At 41.1% G+C, this 17,909-nt stretch carries 19 protein-coding genes; 15 read left to right on the top strand and 4 right to left on the bottom strand.

Going from position 1 to position 17,909, the window contains the following annotated elements; all coding sequences use genetic code 11:
• The first annotated feature begins 3 nt into the window (after positions 1-3).
• The 12 genes from R9C00_18605 (at position 4) to R9C00_18550 (ending at position 12,635) form a co-directional block, all read left to right on the top strand.
• Positions 4-780, top strand: a complete 777-nt coding sequence (locus R9C00_18605; GenBank protein WPO33713.1) for an AraC family transcriptional regulator — start codon at positions 4-6, stop codon at positions 778-780.
• Between the two features lie 6 nt (positions 781-786).
• Positions 787-1,599, top strand: a complete 813-nt coding sequence (locus R9C00_18600; GenBank protein ID WPO33712.1) for an AraC family transcriptional regulator — start codon at positions 787-789, stop codon at positions 1,597-1,599.
• 80 nt (positions 1,600-1,679) lie between these two features.
• Positions 1,680-2,189: a hypothetical protein gene (locus R9C00_18595; protein WPO33711.1), complete on the top strand. Its 510-nt coding sequence runs from the start codon at positions 1,680-1,682 to the stop codon at positions 2,187-2,189.
• A 1-nt stretch (position 2,190) separates the two neighbouring features.
• Positions 2,191-3,003 (top strand): oxidoreductase, encoded by an 813-nt coding sequence (locus R9C00_18590; GenBank protein WPO33710.1) that lies wholly within the window; start codon positions 2,191-2,193, stop codon positions 3,001-3,003.
• Positions 3,004-3,436: 433 nt separating this feature from the next.
• Complete coding sequence (locus tag R9C00_18585; GenBank protein ID WPO33709.1) at positions 3,437-4,300, top strand: SDR family oxidoreductase; 864 nt, start codon at positions 3,437-3,439, stop codon at positions 4,298-4,300.
• A gap of 15 nt (positions 4,301-4,315) precedes the next feature.
• Positions 4,316-5,227 (top strand): helix-turn-helix domain-containing protein, encoded by a 912-nt coding sequence (locus R9C00_18580; GenBank protein ID WPO33708.1) that lies wholly within the window; start codon positions 4,316-4,318, stop codon positions 5,225-5,227.
• A 191-nt stretch (positions 5,228-5,418) separates the two neighbouring features.
• Positions 5,419-5,802 carry a hypothetical protein gene (locus R9C00_18575; protein WPO33707.1) on the top strand — a complete coding sequence of 128 codons (384 nt, stop codon included), beginning with the start codon at positions 5,419-5,421 and terminating at the stop codon, positions 5,800-5,802.
• 233 nt (positions 5,803-6,035) lie between these two features.
• Positions 6,036-6,191, top strand: a complete 156-nt coding sequence (locus tag R9C00_18570; protein ID WPO33706.1) for a hypothetical protein — start codon at positions 6,036-6,038, stop codon at positions 6,189-6,191.
• 774 nt (positions 6,192-6,965) lie between these two features.
• Positions 6,966-8,507 carry a carboxylesterase family protein gene (locus tag R9C00_18565; GenBank protein ID WPO33705.1) on the top strand — a complete coding sequence of 514 codons (1,542 nt, stop codon included), beginning with the start codon at positions 6,966-6,968 and terminating at the stop codon, positions 8,505-8,507.
• A 53-nt stretch (positions 8,508-8,560) separates the two neighbouring features.
• Positions 8,561-11,089, top strand: a complete 2,529-nt coding sequence (locus R9C00_18560) for a glycoside hydrolase family 9 protein (GenBank protein WPO33704.1) — start codon at positions 8,561-8,563, stop codon at positions 11,087-11,089.
• A gap of 79 nt (positions 11,090-11,168) precedes the next feature.
• A complete protein-coding gene (locus R9C00_18555) occupies positions 11,169-11,450 on the top strand; it encodes a DUF2007 domain-containing protein (protein WPO33703.1) in 282 nt (93 codons plus the stop codon).
• A 165-nt stretch (positions 11,451-11,615) separates the two neighbouring features.
• Positions 11,616-12,635: a glycoside hydrolase family 5 protein gene (locus R9C00_18550; protein WPO33702.1), complete on the top strand. Its 1,020-nt coding sequence runs from the start codon at positions 11,616-11,618 to the stop codon at positions 12,633-12,635.
• A 90-nt stretch (positions 12,636-12,725) separates the two neighbouring features.
• On the opposite strand, the gene R9C00_18545 is transcribed toward R9C00_18550, so the two are convergent.
• The 3 genes from R9C00_18545 to R9C00_18535 form a co-directional block, all read right to left on the bottom strand.
• Positions 12,726-13,307 (bottom strand): DUF2911 domain-containing protein, encoded by a 582-nt coding sequence (locus R9C00_18545; protein WPO33701.1) that lies wholly within the window; start codon positions 13,305-13,307, stop codon positions 12,726-12,728.
• A 200-nt stretch (positions 13,308-13,507) separates the two neighbouring features.
• Positions 13,508-13,735, bottom strand: coding sequence for a hypothetical protein (locus R9C00_18540; GenBank protein ID WPO33700.1), 228 nt, complete (start codon positions 13,733-13,735; stop codon positions 13,508-13,510).
• A 337-nt stretch (positions 13,736-14,072) separates the two neighbouring features.
• Positions 14,073-15,166 (bottom strand): IS3 family transposase gene (locus R9C00_18535; protein ID WPO38778.1). Its coding sequence is split into 2 segments (ribosomal slippage): positions 14,073-14,908 and positions 14,908-15,166, totalling 1,095 coding nucleotides; the frame shifts between segments, so codons are not numbered across the junction.
• Between the two features lie 132 nt (positions 15,167-15,298).
• Here R9C00_18535 and R9C00_18530 point away from each other — a divergent pair.
• On the top strand, positions 15,299-15,580 hold the full coding sequence (locus tag R9C00_18530; GenBank protein ID WPO33699.1) for an IS3 family transposase: 282 nt from the start codon (positions 15,299-15,301) through the stop codon (positions 15,578-15,580).
• 22 nt (positions 15,581-15,602) lie between these two features.
• Complete coding sequence (locus tag R9C00_18525; GenBank protein WPO33698.1) at positions 15,603-15,989, top strand: DDE-type integrase/transposase/recombinase; 387 nt, start codon at positions 15,603-15,605, stop codon at positions 15,987-15,989.
• A gap of 144 nt (positions 15,990-16,133) precedes the next feature.
• On the opposite strand, the gene R9C00_18520 is transcribed toward R9C00_18525, so the two are convergent.
• On the bottom strand, positions 16,134-16,970 hold the full coding sequence (locus R9C00_18520; protein ID WPO33697.1) for an IS982 family transposase: 837 nt from the start codon (positions 16,968-16,970) through the stop codon (positions 16,134-16,136).
• A gap of 82 nt (positions 16,971-17,052) precedes the next feature.
• On the opposite strand from R9C00_18520, the gene R9C00_18515 reads away from it, so the two are divergent.
• Positions 17,053-17,841, top strand: a complete 789-nt coding sequence (locus tag R9C00_18515) for an IS5 family transposase (GenBank protein ID WPO33696.1) — start codon at positions 17,053-17,055, stop codon at positions 17,839-17,841.
• The last annotated feature ends 68 nt before the right edge of the window (positions 17,842-17,909 follow it).

Genomic DNA, 17,909 nt, shown 5'->3' with positions numbered 1-17,909 from the left:
CTTATGGAAATGAACTCCTGCTATTTAGGTCCTGAAATATCGCCCGAACAATTTATACCCGAACACCTTTTTTTGTTTTTGGTAAAGGGTACGATGAACGGGTATGATGGAAATGTGCATTACACTTTAAATGCAGGAGAATACTGTCTTGTGCGGAAAAACCGATTGGCTCGGTACAATAAAGTCAAGGGTAGCAATGGCTTTGAAAAAGTTGCTATTCTCTTTGATGAAAAATTTCTCAAAAGCTATCAAAACAAGCATCTAACCCATAGTCAGGATTTAGACACAAAAGAAACTTTCTTGATACTTCATCCTACAGAACAAATTCCGAATTTCATCAATTTATTAAAACCTTATTATAAAGGCGAGGGCAAGATCGACCCTACAATGGTGGATATAAAACGAGAAGAATTACTAAGCATTCTGCTACAATCACAACCCGAATTAGCAAACGTGTTTTTTGAGTATGGAAACCCATACAAAATAAACCTAGAAGAATTTATGAACCGAAATTATCAATTTAATGTAAGTTTAGAACGATTCGCATATTTAACAGGACGTAGTTTATCTGCCTTCAAACGTGATTTTAAAACGATATTCAATGAAACCCCAAGTAGATGGCTGACAAAGAAACGTCTAAAAGAAGCCTATTTTCTCATGGAGAAAAAGAATAAAAAGCCATCTGAGATTTACCTTGATTTAGGTTTTGAAGATTTGTCACATTTTTCATATGCTTTCAAAAAGAAATTTGGTCTGGCACCAACAGAATTGGACAATTAATTCAATATGAATGACACAAATTACATATCAGAAGCAGGACTGTTTTTTTCTTGTAACGAGAAGAAAGAATTCGTAACAGAACAGATTGTCCCCGAACATTTACTCACTTATGTTTATTCGGGAAAGATTTCTGTAACTACTGCCAATAAAACCTATTCCCTTTCGGCCGGACAGGCTGCTTTATTCGGTCGTAACCAATTGGCAAAATTCGCAAAACAACCGCTGGGCGGTGAAGCCTGTCAATCGGTTACTATATTTTTCACGCAACAATTCCTGCAAAAATTCTATGCCCCCGAAGTGATCAAAAAGGATAATGGGAGTCGCCCTAAACTGTTATTTCTAAAGACAAATGACGTTTTGAATGAATTATTCCGATCTATCGAAAACCATTTGAACTCGAACAGCATTTTTATTGCTGACAATCAAGCACAAAGCAAGATAAAGGATGCTTTAACCCTAATTCGAAAATTGGATGTTCATGTAGATGATTTGCTCTCAGATTTCTCTGAACCACATAAAATTGACCTTGCTGGCTATATGCAAACCAACTTTATGTTCAACATTCCTATTTCAAAATTTGCATATCTTACGGGCAGAAGCCTCGCTACTTTTAAACGTGATTTCAAAAAGGTATTTGGCACCTCCCCACAAAAGTGGCTGACTGAAAAACGTTTGGAACAAGCCCATTTTCTTATTGCCGAAAAACAACAAAAGCCTTCACAAGCCTTTTTAGAAGCTGGTTTTGAGAATTTTTCTCACTTCAGCCATGCCTTTAAGCAGTTTTTCGGCTACAATCCATCATCCATTTTGAGCCAGTAAGTTGCCAAATTTGAGCTTCTGAACAAATAAAAGTCTTTCTGATCGCTCTACTTTTGCATTGTATATAAACTTATAAAACAATGGAAATGATAGAGCTCATGCATCAGTATTACCAGAGTGAACGAAATACTGCCTACCTCGCTGCTGCAATAGGAATGGTCTTCTTTGCTGCTTCATTTATTCTTTTTCAGTATTTCGGAAACGACAGGTTGATCAAAGGATTATCATATGCTTTTTTCGGGGCAAGCCTATTTTTTATAACAGCAGGAGTTCCTGTTGCTATTCACAACAATCGTAAAATGATGGAAGTAAAACTTTCACCCCAAACCAATATGGAACTTCATCAATCCGAGATAGAAAGGATGGGCTTGGTCATAACAACTGGCTATCGTTTTGCTCTGATCCTGTTCTCAACTTTAGTTATCTGCGGACTTGCTATTATACTTATTAGCCCAAATGATTTATGGAAAGGGGTTGGGCTAGGGTTACTAATAATCGGGACAACAGGACATTCAATAGAGACTTTTTCTATGAAAAAAAACAAAGCCTATCAGCAAAAAATAGAACCTATCAACTTTAAAAAAATATAAAATGAGTAAAGTAATATTAATAACAGGAGCTTCTTCTGGAATGGGAAAAGCTACAGCAGAGCTGATGCTGAAAAAAGGATACACCGTCTATGGTGCTGCTCGTAGAGTAGAAAAAATGAATGACTTAATAAAATTGGGAGCAAAAGTTATTCAGATGGATGTAACCAATGAGCAATCAATGGCTTTGGGCATTCAGGAAATCATCAAAAACGAAAAACAGATTGATGTTCTTATTAACAATGCAGGATTTGGTTTATACGGAGCAATTGAAGATGTGACAATGGAAAGTGCCAAGGATCAAATGGAAGTCAATGTGTTTGGCTTGGCTCGCCTTACCCAATTGGTTTTACCACATATGCGGGACCAAAACAATGGAACGATTATAAACATTAGCTCCATTGGTGGAAAAATAGCCAACCCTCTTGGCGGTTGGTATCACGCCAGCAAATTTGCAGTAGAAGCCTTGAGTGATAGTCTAAGAAAGGAGGTTAAACAATTCGGGATAAATGTGGTGGTCATAGAACCCGGAGGAGTGAAATCAGAATGGAGTGATATCGCAATGGAAAATGCTAAAAAAGCTTCTGCAAACGGCATCTATGGTCATATGATACAGAAGATGATAGAAACAGGCAAAAAATTTAAGGACAAAAATGCAGAACCAGAAATTATCGCCAACCTGATTAACAAAGCAATCACTTCCAGAAAGCCAAAGACAAGGTACATTGGTGGATTTATGGCAAAACCATTACTCTTTTTAAGAAAAGTACTGTCTGACAAACAAATGGATAAAATGATTTTAGGACAGTTTAAATAAAATATCAGCCTATATCAAGATATAAAAGAAATAACGATTCGGGTGCTAACTCGAACCGTTTTTGTCTTTGATTCAGTATATTGTAATCCAAAGCAAGTGCTTTTTTATCCGCTACTGCTCTTATACAAACCGTTGTAACCAATTTAAAAATGCCATTTAATCATACATTGAAATATTCCGAGTTGACTGACAAACAGTTCGAATTAGTTGGGAAACTATTACTTGAATTCTCAAATTTGGACTATCTGATTGGAATATTATTAAATCGGTTATTAATTACACCTTTAGTAAAATTGAATAGAAAGACTGACACCATGCTATAAACCGTTGGCGGTAATGTAAAAAGCTGAAAACGATTACAACAAGGCAAGATTTGACTAAAATTATCGGCTAAATGCTATGGAACTTTGCATAAATCAAAAAACAGATAATTATGCAAATATTAGTAACAGGAGCTACCGGAAACCTTGGCAGTGCGGTCATTGAAACATTATTAAAGAATATTCCAGTTCAAAACATCTCTGCCCTTGTTCGAGAAGAAGAAAAAATATCAGAAGTTCGAGCAAAAGGAATAAATGTTTTTCAGGGCGATTATGATAATGTAGCCTCTCTTGAAAGAGCAATGGCGAATGTAGATACCGTGCTTTTAATTTCAGCAGGCGACCAAGGTGACCGAATGCAACAACACAGAAATGTCATTGATACTGCTAAAAGATCAGGAGTGGCAAATATTGCCTACACAAGTAGGGCGATGCGGAATAGAGAAACACTCGCTCATCGATTAATGGAAGAACACTTTCTTACAGAAGATTATATTAAAGCAAGTGGACTAAACTATACCATTTTTAGAAACACCTTGTATATGGACGTACTCCCAATTTTTGTGGGTAAACAAGTGTTTGAATGGGGTATTTTTCAACCTGCAGGAGATGGGAAAGTAGCTTTTGCATTAAGAAAGGAAATGGGCGAAGCAATGGCGAATGTGTTGTCAAATGAAGGTTGTGAAAACAAAACATACAAATTCACAAATAATGAAGTCTATTCGTTTTACGATATTGCCCAGGCATTGACAGCACTTTCTGGAAAAGAAGTAAAATACCTCCCAGTAGATATTGCTACCTTTCAAGAAAGAATGAGACCAACAGGAATACCAGATCCCATGCTTCAGAAGGTAGTTGAATTTAACACTGATATAAAAAATGGACAGGAAGATGAAATAACCAATGATTTAGAAGAGAAATTGGGTCGTAAACCTACATCGCTAAGAGAAGGGTTAAGCACACTTTTCGAAGTATAAAAATGACGTTGTACCATGGCTAAACCCTATCATATAAAATCCATAACTGAATACCATAAAGTTATGGATTTGCCCAAACCCGAACATCCACTCGTTAGTATAATAAAATTTGAGGATATTAAGCGTAATGAAACCAGCCCAATAAATATTACGAATGATTTCTACTCCATTGCTTTAAAAAAAGATTTTAATGCCAAATTAAAGTATGGTCAACAGGAGTATGATTTTGATGAAGGTATATTGCATTTTATGTCTCCAAAGCAGGTGCTTTCTTTTGAATACAGAACAGATGAAGAATTAAACCATAAAGGGTGGTTATTGCTTGTGCATCCCGATTTCCTTTGGAACACTCCGCTATCAAAAAAAATAAAGGAATATGAGTATTTTGATTACAAAATAAACGAGGCACTGCATTTGTCTGACAAAGAGGAAAAAATCATTATTGGTGTAATGCAAAGTATTGTTCAAGAATATCAATCAAATATTGACCATTTCAGTCAAGATGTAATCATTGCACAGTTAGCGTTATTATTGACCTATTCAGAACGTTTTTACCAACGTCAATTTACTACACGAAAAATTACAAATCATACGATCTTAAACCAATTTGAGGAATTGCTATCGGCTTATTATAGTAAAGGAAATTTAATAGAAAATGCAATACCTACAGTTCAGTATTTTGCAAATGAGCTAAATCTATCTGCCAATTATTTAAGCAGATTATTAAAAACGCTGACAGGACAAAGTACTAAACATTTTATTCAAGATAAAATAATTGATTTAGCAAAAGAAAGACTGTCAACTACCGATTTGTCGGTGAGTGAAATTGCATACCAATTAGGCTTTGAGCACATACAATCTTTTAGCAAATTATTTAAAAATAAAACTGACTATACACCTTCTGAATTCAGGCAATCGTTTAACTGAAAACAAAACACTACTGCAAACAATCTATAAAAACAATAGCGGTTTGGGTACTAACCTGAACCGCTATTGTTTTTTAATTAAGTATCTTGCTTATCGGAAAATAAAAGCATCTAAACCCGCTACTTTTCATATACAAGACCGTTGCCAGTAATTTCGGGTGACTACCAACATTCTAGCTAAAATGATTAATTATGAAAACAAAGATTTTGATTTTCGGACTGATTTTGACTTTTACATCAGTTTATGCGCAACATGAGAAAGTTGTATTAGGAGAGTTTTGCTATTATGAGATGATAAATGGGCAGAAAAGCACAAATGATGCAATGCCATATACTTATCATAAAAGGATTGAATTGAAATTTAAAAGTGGATATCAGATTACTGTAAAGGTTGAGGATAAACAGACGCTGATTAAAACTATTGAGAAGTATAAAACTGTATCATCTATGACAAAAACATCATTAGGTGATTACAAGCCAGAGTCCATTGCAGGAGTTCCATCTGTTAAAGGAAAATATTCAGCAATAACCGTACGAAAAAGTCGATTTCAATCTTCTATGATGGGAAAAAGTTAGTCATTGAGATTCCAGAGCTTAATGATATGTTTGGGAGCGGAACTTCTCCAAATCACACGGTTTTTATTTCTAAGGACTGTATTGATGATTTATTAACTTGTTTAAAACAATGACGATATGAAAAGCTCAAACATCTTATTGATTACTCCGCTCGGTGCAACAAAAGGCATTAATAATCTAAAAAAGCGATGAGTATAAAAAACGCATCCTGATGTCTTAATAAGGCTTCGGAATTGCAAATCCTTAACAGCAGCGATGCAGAGATTAACGCCGTTACTCGGTTCTTAGGTTTCTTGCCTTATGGTATGCTGAAAGGTTCGCTTATCATCCAACATCCGCTGATTTTTAAAAGTAACGGCGTTAATGATACAAACCAGCGCTTTTTCTAGGATTGAACATCATGGGCATAAAAAAATGATCGCAACGAGTGGTTCGTCATAAATGTGCAACCGTCGACGGGGTCTTTTTAGAAGCCCCCGTCGCTTTGTTTCCTACCTGCAATGGGTCTCGTTTTACTTCTGAGCGTCGTGGGCGTAAAAAAAACGACCACGACGGGTAGTCCGTCATAAATGTGCACCCCCTGGTGTTAGAACTATTGAAAAGCGGAGGAGGTACTGATGTTTTTGGAATCTTTTTCTCAAAACATAAGAAAAAGATTTCGTTGCCTATGAACTAGAAGCAACATTGTGAATTATTAAGTATGGAAGTGTTTTATTAACCGATGTAACATAGGTATTCCCACCACAGGTCGAGGTTTTTTAAATTTTGGCTTATAATTTCACATAGATTGACAGGTAAATTCAGCGACTTTTTGACTCAGATAGATAAAGTCGGATTTTCAACGTGTTTATCAGCAAAACTAAAAAGAGACTTTTGGACAAGAGTTAAGGGCTACTTACTTTTTGCAAAGTAAAATTGATAAATCGTAACATGAAAATCTGTGTTTATAACACACAGTATAGTGAATACGGATTTCAGTAACGGAGCTTTGGACCTTATAAAAAGGCGGTAGAAACTGAACGAAAATTGCCTTGTTATCCCACGATGCGCTATATCAAAAACCTATTGCTGTATGCAAGAGGATCTTCTGTATATTTTTATTAACTGCAAATACCTTAATTATTCATGTTATGAATCACTTTACACACATTATTTTCTTTTGTTTGACTTTAGTCGGGTTTTGTGTTACTGGGTGCAAATCACCAACTGACCAAGATCAAAACCAAGACCAAAACCTAGTTGTTAAAACCACTTCTGGCGATGTGTCTGGTAGTGTTGCCGATAGTGTATATGCTTTTAAGGGAATTCCCTACGCCAAGGCAGAAAGGTTTATGCCTCCTCAAGATCCTGATGCCTGGGATGGAATTCGTGAATGCACCGACTTTGGACCTGTTGCCAGACAAGTAGTGCCTTGGTATCCTGATTCCGTTCAAAACGAAAAAGAACTGTTTAGTGTGAATGTTTGGACTCAGGGAATTAAGGATGGCAAAAAGCGTCCGGTAATGCTTTGGCTGCACGGTGGAGGGTTTCATGTTGGTGCCAGCAACGATCCGATGACTTATGGCGAAGCTTTGGCTAAAAAAGGGGATGTGGTTTTCGTATCTGTGAATCACCGGTTGAACATTCTTGGTTTTCTGGACCTGTCGGCATGTGGCGATAAGTATGCACAATCGGCCAATGTGGGTGTGCTCGACATTGTAAAAGCCTTGGAGTGGATTCAAAAAAACATTGAACAATTTGGGGGTAATCCTTCTGATGTAACCATTCTCGGCGAATCGGGAGGTGGCGGAAAAGTTGGTACCATCATGTGTATGCCAGCGGCAAAAGGCATGTTTCACAAAGCAATCATTCAAAGTGGAACACTGTTAAATACAATGACTAAAGAAAAATCGCAAGAGCTGGGTTTAGCCGTACTTGAAAATTTGGGACTTACACCAAACGATGTTGAAAAACTGGATACGATCCCTTATAAAGACCTGGTGAAAGCAGGAAATGAAGCTATTGCCAAAGTATCGGGTCCGAGAAAGCTGGGATCGCCAACAATGTTTGGCTTTGCTCCTTCTGCCGATGGTGATGTTTTGCTCCAGCAACCTTTTAGTCCCGGATTTGCTGATATTTCAAAAGAGATACCATTAATGATTGGTTCTACACTCAATGAACTAATGAAAACTTATTATGGCGTAAAAGACCTGACATTGGAACAGGCAAAAGATAGCCTAGCAAAAGATTATGGTGACAAAACCGAACAATACGTTGAGTTATTTGCAAAGGCCTATCCCGATTACACACCTCAGGACCTTCTTTCTGTTGACAAGGTTTTCAGACCTTATACGATAAGAACCGCTGATGCAAGGGCGCAGGAAACAAGTGCCCCACTGTATGTTTACTTTTTAGCATGGAAAAGTGGCGTCGACAATGCATCGAAAGGTTCGTTTCATGGCCTGGACATTCCATTGGCATTCAATACCGTTGACCTGAGAGCAGACTGGACTGGCAATACGGAAGAAGCCTGGAAGTTAGCTGACAAAATGAGCTCCGCTTGGCTAAACTTCGTTAAAACAGCTAATCCTAATGTAGAAGGTATACTGCCTGAGTGGGAAGTTTATACTGCGGAAAACGGTGTAACTATGTATTTTGACAATGAATGCAGAATTGTAACTAACCACGACAGAGAATTGATGGATTTTATAAAACCTACTAATTGAAACTTGCCTTTTAACACATCTAAACCCAAACCACTAACTAATCTTAAACAAATATGAAAAGGGAAAGAATATTACCATTTGTAGTACTACTGCTTTTGGCATACAATTATGTTTTGGGGCAGGAGTTGAAACTCAATGACCTAGAGTATTTCGAGAAACAGGGCGTAAATGTACTTGTCTATAGCAACCTCTTTACTGGAGGTTTTAACGATGAAAAAAATGCCGGGATTGAATTGATCCACCATGGTGTAAGAACTGCGCAAGGCGGGACCGTAAGGCTTTCCAACACGCCCGAGCAATGGGACTTAGTTCCTGAAATACCTACTCGGACGGTTGACCCTGCATCGAAATCCATTGAAGCCACGCTAAGGTACGAAGACTATGATTTTGATTCGCGCGTGGTGGTGACGGCTAAGGGCAAAGGCGTTGAAATATCAGTTTACCTCGACAAGCCACTTCCAGAGGCTGTGGAAGGGGATGCGGGGTTTAACTTGGAGTTTCTTCCCTCGCAATATTGGGGGAAGACTTATTTGATAGATGGGCGCATCAACCGCTTCTCACGCTATGTGGTTGGCAATACGGTGACAAAGCCCAACAGTGAAAAACCAAAACAATTCAAGGGATATGTTACTTCTGATGATAGGGGCACTGGCAAGTTTATCGATCCGCTTCCGCTCGAAACCGGTCGTACCCTTCTACTTGCACCGGAAGATCCCGAACGTTCGGTGAAAATCTCTTCGGACGGTACCGATCTTATGCTTTTTGATGGTCGCGTGTTGGCTCAAAACGGTTGGTTCGTTGTCCGCAGCCTGCTCCCTGCGGGAAAGACAGGCAAGGTATTGACTTGGACGGTTGAACCTAATGCCATTGGAGGCTGGCTAAGAGAACCAAATATTGGCTTTTCGCAGGTAGGCTACCTTCCTTCCCAGCAAAAAGTCTCTGTTATTGAACTGGACAAAAATGACAAACCGCTTTCAACCGCCTCGCTCTATAAAATAGGCAATGATGGACAAACTTCCGAGGTATTTAGCGGAGCTATCGAACCTTGGGGCGATTATTATAAATACCATTATGTAAAGTTCGATTTTTCCTCCGTAAACACGCCTGGCATCTACTATATTCAGTATGGCGATAATAAAACGAACAATTTCATCATAGAAAAAAAAGTATATGATAAAATAACCGACGCTACCAGCGATATTTGGATCCCGATACACATGAACCACATGTATGTGAACGAGGCGTATAGGGTGTGGCACGGCGAGCCTTTTAAGGAGGGTTATCTCCAAGCACCGCCAAATACCGACCACTTCGATCTACATGCCCAAGGACCCACAACCGACACCAAGTACAAGCCGCTGGAAACAATACCAGGCTTAAATATCGGCGGCTTTTTCGATGCTGGCGACTTTGATATAGAGACAGGCTCAAATATTTCTGTGGTGGAGAGCTTTGTCCAAGCGTGGGAATATTTCAAGCCTATGCGTGACCAGACCTTTGTGGATGAAAAGCAGCGCTACGTAGACCTTCATCGCCCAGATGGAACACCAGATATATTACAGTTTATCGAACATGGAACCATGAACTTAGTAGCGCAGGCAGAAATCATCGGGCATATGTCACAAACACTTTCCAACGCTGTTCTCGATAATTACCACCACCTTGGCGATGCGGCTTCTATAACCGACGGGCTTCCTTATAATCCAGACCTCGGACCTTACGAAGTAGCTAAGGACGGCCGTTCGAGTGGGGTTAAAGACGACATGTGGGCATTTACCACCCGAAACCCAGGCCTAGACCTCAGGGCAGCGGCAATGTTTGCCTCAACGAGCAGGGCACTGGAGGGATACAACGACGACCTTTCGGCAAGGGCCTTGAAACAATCGAAAAGACTGCTAAAAGAAGCCACTGAATTACTTGCCGACCAGCCGCAAGATAGCTCTGGTTGGAATCAATCAGCAGATATGTCTACCAATCTTCAGCTATATATCACTACTGGGGAACAGCAATATATCGATAAATTTCAGGAGGTTTTGTGGCCTTCACTTGACCGCTATGTAAGCTTCACTATTTTTACGGCGATACTTGCCATACCGCACATGGATGAATCGTATAAAGAAAAACTTCGACCATATGTGGTAAAATACAAAGAATATATCGAAGGGCTTGAAAAGGACAATCCGTACGGAGTACCCATTAGGCTTGGCAACTGGGCAGGCAGTGGGTCCGTGGTGAATTTTGGGACTACTATTTGTTTTGCCAACCAACATTTCCCTGATATTATAGATGCCAGCCATGTGTTCAAAGCGACCAATTGGCTATATGGCTGCCATCCGTACCATAATTATTCGCTAGTAGCAACAGTGGGAGCTGCTCGCCCCAAGGCAGTGTTTTATGGCAACAACAGGGCGGATTTTTCTTTTATTCCCGGCAATGTTGCCCCTGGTATATTGTTTAGAAAACCCGACCATTTTGAAAACTACGATGACTGGCCATTCTTGTGGGGGCAAAACGAAGGGACGATTAATGGAAACACCAGGTATTTGATCTTTGGCACTGCCTTTAAGAATTTGGTGAAATAACGAGTGCTTTTCTGGGAAGGTGTCTAGAATTGTACCTCAAACTCCCGAACTGCATTGGCAATCTGAACGTATATGACAAGTGATAGGCAATAAAGTAGTGGAAACTAAATTCAAGGAGATGGAAAAGCAAAAACATGAGATGATCGAAATATTTTCAGGAACACCTTGGCAAGCCGAAATGGTTAAAAACCAATTGGGTAATGAGGGAATTGAGGCATTTGTAATAGATAGTATGATGGGTACTTTATTTCCTTGGCAAACTGCGCCTGGCGGAGTAGGTTCTGTTAGGGTGACTATCAGCGCTCTGGATTATGACAAGGCAAAACTAATTGTGGAAGAGTATGAAGGTAATAAGCTGTAAGATGGTGCTTGTCTCTAATAGTTAGAAAAGCGAAAGCAGAATTATTTCTTAAAAATTATTGCTTTGAAATGTTGTAAAGCCAGAAATCCATTATTTTACAACATTTCTTTATATTTATTCTAAAAAGTTATTGTAATCCATAGCTATTACCATAGACATAGGAAGATGAACCTACTAAAATTGCTTTTGCTATTCACTTTATTGTTAAACGGCGGAGTACTTGCCCAAACTCCTTTTGGAGTGAACTTGGCTGGTGCCGAGTTCGAGTCGGAAATACCCGGGAAGTTTAATGTCAACTATACCTACCCTACCGCAAGCGAATTAGATTATTACAAGTCCAAAGGGCTTATGTTGGTTCGGTTGCCTTTCAGATGGGAAAGAATCCAACCTACCCTAAATAGCAGCCTTGACCCTGTAGAGTTAAAAAGGATAAAAGATTTTGTACAATCTGCAAAGGAGCGAAATATAGTCGTGTTGCTCGATTTGCACAACTATTGCCGGTATGAGTTAAATGGAAAAAGTGAGATCATCGGTTCTAAAAACCTGAGCATTGCTCATTTCAAAGACGTATGGTCTAAATTATCGGCCGAATTTAAAAATACGCCAACTATTTGGGGATATGGGATCATGAACGAACCTCACGATTTGCTATCGAGCACCTCGTGGTTTTCTATGGCACAAGAAGCCATCAGTGGTATAAGGAAGAATGATACCAAGACCCGTATTGTAGTAGCTGGCGATAGTTGGAGTTCTGCCGAACGTTGGGTGAAAGCCAGCGATAACCTGAAAAACCTTTCTGATCCTTCCAACAATCTAGTATTCGAAGCCCATGTGTATTTTGACGACAATGCCAGTGGCATGTACGCTAAAAATTATGATGAGGAATATGCATATCCAAACATAGGTGTAGATAGGGTAAAACCCTTTGTCAACTGGCTCAAAACCAACAAGCTCAAAGGGTTTATTGGAGAATATGGCGTTCCTTCCAAGGACAAGCGTTGGCTGGTTCCCCTTGACAACTTTTTGAGGTATTTGAAAGCGAATTGCATCAATGGGACGTATTGGGCGGGAGGTCCTTGGTGGGGAGAGTACCACCTTTCGGTAGAGCCCGAAAAGGGTGTTGATAAACCTCAAATGGGTATTTTGGAAAAATATACTTCTTTGTCCTCCAGTTGCCCGAAGTAATGAGTAGTGAATTACATTGAAAAAGGCAGCAACTCGGTTAAACTTTGGACCCGTTGCTGCCTTTTTCGCTTAGCCTTTCTGAACTGGCAACTATTTAGCTACCTCAATCTTGAAAGGTACTTGTAGCTTTTCCCAATGAAAATAAGCTACAACGCTGCTGTCTGTGATGTCACCAAAACCATAGGTGAGCCATTCTTCCATAGGAGCTTTTTTGGAAGCAACCGTGATGCGGAAGGCATCCTGTTTTTCATCGTACTTATAGCTACCCCATTGGTCACTTACCTTGTTGAAAATCACTACCCATTCTTTTTCACCGGGAATAGTATGGATACTGTATTTGCCCGCAGCCAAGGTATTTCCTTCTATCTTCACATCTTTACTTACTTCAATAGTAGTATTTTCATTAGCGCCTGCTCTCCATGGAAATGGCTTGTTGTCAGAGTATTTGTTACCTGGCTCCATGCCGTAAGGCACCAGCTCTCCCCATATTTTCCTTCCTTTTACCCCAGGCCTGCTGAAGGTGAAAGTGATCCCTGTGTCATTTCCAATAAACTGCGAAACACTCGCTTTTTGGCTTGCCTGAATTTTGTCCTGCGCCTGAATACTGCCAGAAAAACATAAAAGCCCTACAAAGGCTAGCATCATCAAGAGTTTACTCGTAACCGTTTTCATACTGTTTTAATTAAGATTGATAAAAATTTGCTCTAAAAATATGGAAAAAGAAAATGCTATTTGAAAATTGTGGTAAAAGGAATAGGTAAGTTGCTCTTCTTAAGTTTGAAAAAACAGAATTCAATTCCTCTGATATTGGTTCGGCTTTGTAAAAGGCGAAGAGTGGGGTATGAAAGAGGTGTTTTTGAAACCAACAAAACCTAAAATCCAAGTCCAAGTTTACATGAATCTCCTGATATGTAAAACTTATAATAAGCTGCGGGTTTAAAAGGTTTTGCAACATCAGGTTGGTTTGCCTTCTTTCTCTTTCTTCTTTTTTGGCTTTTGCCCTTTAGATAATCTATATAAAGCATTCCCCTTACAGTATCTGATTCAATTACCGCTTTTAATCCAATGAAATCTTGACCAACTCTCAAGCTGTCCTCCACATTTTTGATTATTAATGTGTCATCTACGATATTAAAAATATGTTGGTCAAAGAATGTTTTACAGGGGTTAAAACAGAGGCTATTAAAGAAATTGAGAGCGTCAATGAGATCGCAAAGAAATATGGACTCCACCCCCACAGGTCGGTAAATGGAAGAAGGAGTTTTTATCCAATGCTGCCGCAGCTTTTGACGCTCGTTCCGGTAAAAAAGAAGCGAAGAAATCAGTCGAGGAAGAAAAGCTTTATGAGATCATTGGCCAGCAAAAGGTCGAGATCGATTTTTTAAAGAAAGCCTTATCATGAGGTTTGGTATTGCAACAAAATTTGGTACAAAAAGATTAGGCCGCCATTGATTGAATAAAATTAAGTTCCGCTTCTTTTTCTTTAGGTGTTTTGTAGCCAAGGCTAGCGTGGAGCCTTTTGGTGTTGTACCAGTTGATATACCATGCCACCTGCCTGTAAACCTCGTCGTAGGAAGTGAACTCGAACCTGTTGAGCCACTCGTACTTGATGCTCTTGAAAAAACTCTCGGCCACGGCGTTGTCCCAACAGTCTCCTTTCCTTGACATGCTCTGTTTCATTTTTCTGTTGAAAGAAAAAACACTTGTTGTCTTGTTGCAGGCGTATTGCACACCTCTGTCCGAATGGAGGACGAACCCGTCTTTTATCTGCCTGTTTTTCCTCGCATTCACCCAAGCCGCTATCACCGTGTTCTCGGCCGTCATATCGCTTGAAAGCGACCAGCCTACCACTTTCCTGTCGGCAAGGTCGAGCATACTGGTCAGGTAGCACCAGCCGTCATTTACCCTTATATATGTGATATCTGGCACCCACACTTTACCCGTTTCTTCTACCTTGAAATTCCTTTTCAGGGTGTTCTCGGCAACCGGGTGGCCGTGCCCCGAGCCGGTCGTGGCAATGTATTTCTTGCGCACACAGCTCCTCAGCCCCTCCTCCTTCATCAATCTGGCCACATAGGACCTGGACACGAGAATGCCCTTCCTTTTCAGTTCCTCTTTTCGGGAGGTCTTCTTTTTGTCCTTCCTCCGTTCCCAGGTATAGTACCCGTTTTTGCTCACCCCTAGACAACCCAACATTTTCCCAACAGGATACCGGTGACGGTTCATCTCTATGAACCGGTATTTGTCCCGTCTTTTTGGGAGAAGATGCCGATGGCTTTTTTTAATATCTCGGCCTCCATCCTGGACTCCCGAAGTTCTTTTTCCAATTGTTGTATCTTCTTTTGCTCGGGTGTCAGGGAGGCCACCCCCTTTCCGGTGAAGGCTTCCTTTCCGCCCCTCGACTCCCTTCGCCATCTCCTTATCATGCTCGCACTCAAACCGTAGTCTTCCGCCACTTGCCTGGCTGGTTGTCCGGATTCGAGCAGGCCCACTATCATTGTTTTAAATTCCTTTTCGTACTGTTTCATAATTATCGCAATATACGTGATTGCGACCTCTTATTTCCGTACCAATAAATGTAGACATTCCAGTGCACAACTAAAGAAAGGCGGGCAATAGTTGATAAGGCACATGCAAAGCTCAGTATAAGCCGCCAATGCTCTTTGCTTTCAATCGCCAGGTCTGGGTTGAGTTATAAGCCAAAGCCAGAAAATGCCTTAAACCTAAAACTGATGGATATGATTGATAAAGAATACACCAAGCATCCGTTTAGGGGGACAGCCTCCATGACCACATGGCTCAGGGAAGACAAGGGGATAAGGGTCAACCATAAGCGTGTCGAGCGCCTCTACAAGCTTATGTGTATCCAGGCCATTGCGCCAGGCCCCCTACCTCAAAAGGGAACAAAGGGCATAAAAAGTACCCCTACCTGCCCCGAGGGCTGAAGGTCCATCGCCCGAACCAAGTTTGGGCAACATACCCATCAAGGGTGGCTTTATGTATCTGATGGCCATGATAGATCTCCATAGCCGTTTTATTGTCGGCTGGTCATTGTCCAACACCATGGACACGGACTGGTGCGTGCGAACACTAAAAAACGCAATTGAGAAACATGGGACACCTGAAATACTCAATACAGACCAAGGCTCTCAGTTTACCAGTGATGATTTTGTTGGAACTGTCGAGAAAAATGGCACAAGGGTAAGTATGGACGGTATTGGCAGGGCAACCGATAATATCTTTATCGAGCGTTTCTGGCGAAGCCTCAAGTACGAGGATATCTACCTCTATTCGTATGAGAATGGCAAGGATTTGTATGGAGGAATAAAGCGGTATATGGAGCTTTACAACTGACAGAGGAGGCAACAGCTCTATAGGTGATAAAAAGCCGAATGAGGTGTTTTGCTCTCGGTCAAATACTTTTTTGAATTAGTTTTGTAACGTGAGGTTTTTGAAAATCGAGGACTAATTTAAAAGATTAGGGAATGAGACCTTTGGTTAATTGTAGGCGATGAGCGCGCATGTCATGTGCGCGATTGCATTGACAGGGCTTCTGTGCCTGGTATGGTCTATGTCGCATACGGTCATCAAGATATCATTGACCGATTCGATCATCGCCCTCTTCATGAGCCTATATCTTTCATGTAAGGGCACCAAGGCGTTCTTCATGTTCTTGCGGATCTTCGTGACAAGCTTGAGCCCTTTGCAATAGAACTCTTCAAAGAGGCTGGACAGGTATCCCCTGTCGCCATAACATGCCCCCTTGAGCCTGTCCAACAGGTGGCCGAGCACCTTATGGTTGTTGTCCCCCACATTGGCGGGCGTGAACAGGAAAGAGACGGCCTCGCCCATATTGTTGACCACCAAGTGGAGCTTGAGCCCGTAGAACCAGCCCGTGGATGATTTCCCCCGTCCTGCCACCCCTGCAAAGACCTTGTTGCTGTGGATGCGCCTATTGTCGCATACGGGCAGTTTCTTGCTGTCCACATAGTAGATGCCCGTCCTGGCAGATTGGGCGGCCTGCCAAGTGGCATACATGTACAATTGGTCGAGACAGGAAGGTATGAGCGACAGAAAGCTCTTGTACCCCACCAAGCCTGGGAAATAACCTGAAAGCTCGGGGAGCACCATCTTCTCATAGTAATAGGCAAAGTTCTTATAGCCCGATAATTGATAGCATACCAAGATAGTCATCGCCTCGCTCCTGCTAAGGTTGGATCTCCATTCCCCATAGGGCCTGCCAGGGTGTGCTTCGAGCCATGCTTCGTGACATTTACAGAAATCATCGATATCGATGAAGATCTTTATCAAGATATTTTCATTAAATTGTGCCATTGGAATGAGATTTTAGAGCATGTTTAAATTTTGAAAAAAGCTGGGCAGCCCAAAACTTTGTAGTGACCAAACAACAAAGTTTATGGAAACCGACCAAAGCCGATTGACTGCCCAGCAATGGGAATATATCAAAGAATGCCTACCTGTGCAAAGAAAGCGTAAATATGATTTGCGCGACGTGGTGGATGGCATATTTTATATCTTGCGCACGGGGATGCAATGGCGGAACCTCTCCGGTGGATACCCCCCATGGCAGAGTGTCTATTATTATTTCCGCAGATGGAAACAGGACAACACCTTGGAGCGTATCAACGCCCAGTTGAACAAGAAATGGAGAGTGGGGGAAAACAAAAAGGAGACCCCCAGTATGCTATCCATTGACAGCCAGTCGGTAAGGCGTGCGCCTTTCATAGGCCAGGACACCGGCATAGACGGTAACAAGAAGGTGGACGGCAGGAAAAGGCACGTGGTCACCGACACGTTGGGGTTGGTATGGGGCGTGCTCGCCGGCCCGGCCAACGAGCCTGATGGGGCGGCAGGGCAACGGGTGGCCGACCCCTTGCTGGGCTACCTGGATAGGATTAAGAAGATACTGGCCGACCATGCCTACAAAGAAGGCTTCATGGGCTGGGTGGAGGAAAATATCAGGGGTGTGGGGGTCGAGATTTCCTCTTGCCCACCGACCGCCAAGGGCTTCGTGCCCATCAAGTGGAGGTGGGTCACGGAAAGGACTTTCGGGACGCTCAATTTCTTCAGGAGGCTGTCCAAGGACTATGAAAAGACCACAAAAAGCCAAGAAGCTTGGGTGCTATGGCAAAACTGCCAAATAATACTCAACAGGCTCAAAAGAAAACATGAATTAAATTTTTAAACATGCTCTTAGTTGATGTTTTGTCTTGGAAAACCTAATATCAATTTAAAATCTCATTTTTCCTATAT

Source organism: Flammeovirgaceae bacterium SG7u.111, from assembly GCA_034044135.1.
Classification (GTDB): Bacteria; Bacteroidota; Bacteroidia; order Cytophagales; family Flammeovirgaceae.
Note: the sequence above shows the minus strand (reverse complement) of the source record. Positions and strands in the feature narration are given on the sequence as shown.

Coding starts and splice junctions, on each gene's coding strand:
- R9C00_18605 (WPO33713.1), top strand. CDS start 4: ATGGAAATGAACTCCTGCTATTTAGGTCCTGAAATATCGCCCGAACAA.
- R9C00_18600 (WPO33712.1), top strand. CDS start 787: ATGAATGACACAAATTACATATCAGAAGCAGGACTGTTTTTTTCTTGT.
- R9C00_18595 (WPO33711.1), top strand. CDS start 1,680: ATGGAAATGATAGAGCTCATGCATCAGTATTACCAGAGTGAACGAAAT.
- R9C00_18590 (WPO33710.1), top strand. CDS start 2,191: ATGAGTAAAGTAATATTAATAACAGGAGCTTCTTCTGGAATGGGAAAA.
- R9C00_18585 (WPO33709.1), top strand. CDS start 3,437: ATGCAAATATTAGTAACAGGAGCTACCGGAAACCTTGGCAGTGCGGTC.
- R9C00_18580 (WPO33708.1), top strand. CDS start 4,316: ATGGCTAAACCCTATCATATAAAATCCATAACTGAATACCATAAAGTT.
- R9C00_18575 (WPO33707.1), top strand. CDS start 5,419: ATGAAAACAAAGATTTTGATTTTCGGACTGATTTTGACTTTTACATCA.
- R9C00_18560 (WPO33704.1), top strand. CDS start 8,561: ATGAAAAGGGAAAGAATATTACCATTTGTAGTACTACTGCTTTTGGCA.
- R9C00_18550 (WPO33702.1), top strand. CDS start 11,616: ATGAACCTACTAAAATTGCTTTTGCTATTCACTTTATTGTTAAACGGC.
- R9C00_18545 (WPO33701.1), bottom strand. CDS start 13,307: ATGAAAACGGTTACGAGTAAACTCTTGATGATGCTAGCCTTTGTAGGG.
- R9C00_18520 (WPO33697.1), bottom strand. CDS start 16,970: ATGGCACAATTTAATGAAAATATCTTGATAAAGATCTTCATCGATATC.
- R9C00_18515 (WPO33696.1), top strand. CDS start 17,053: ATGGAAACCGACCAAAGCCGATTGACTGCCCAGCAATGGGAATATATC.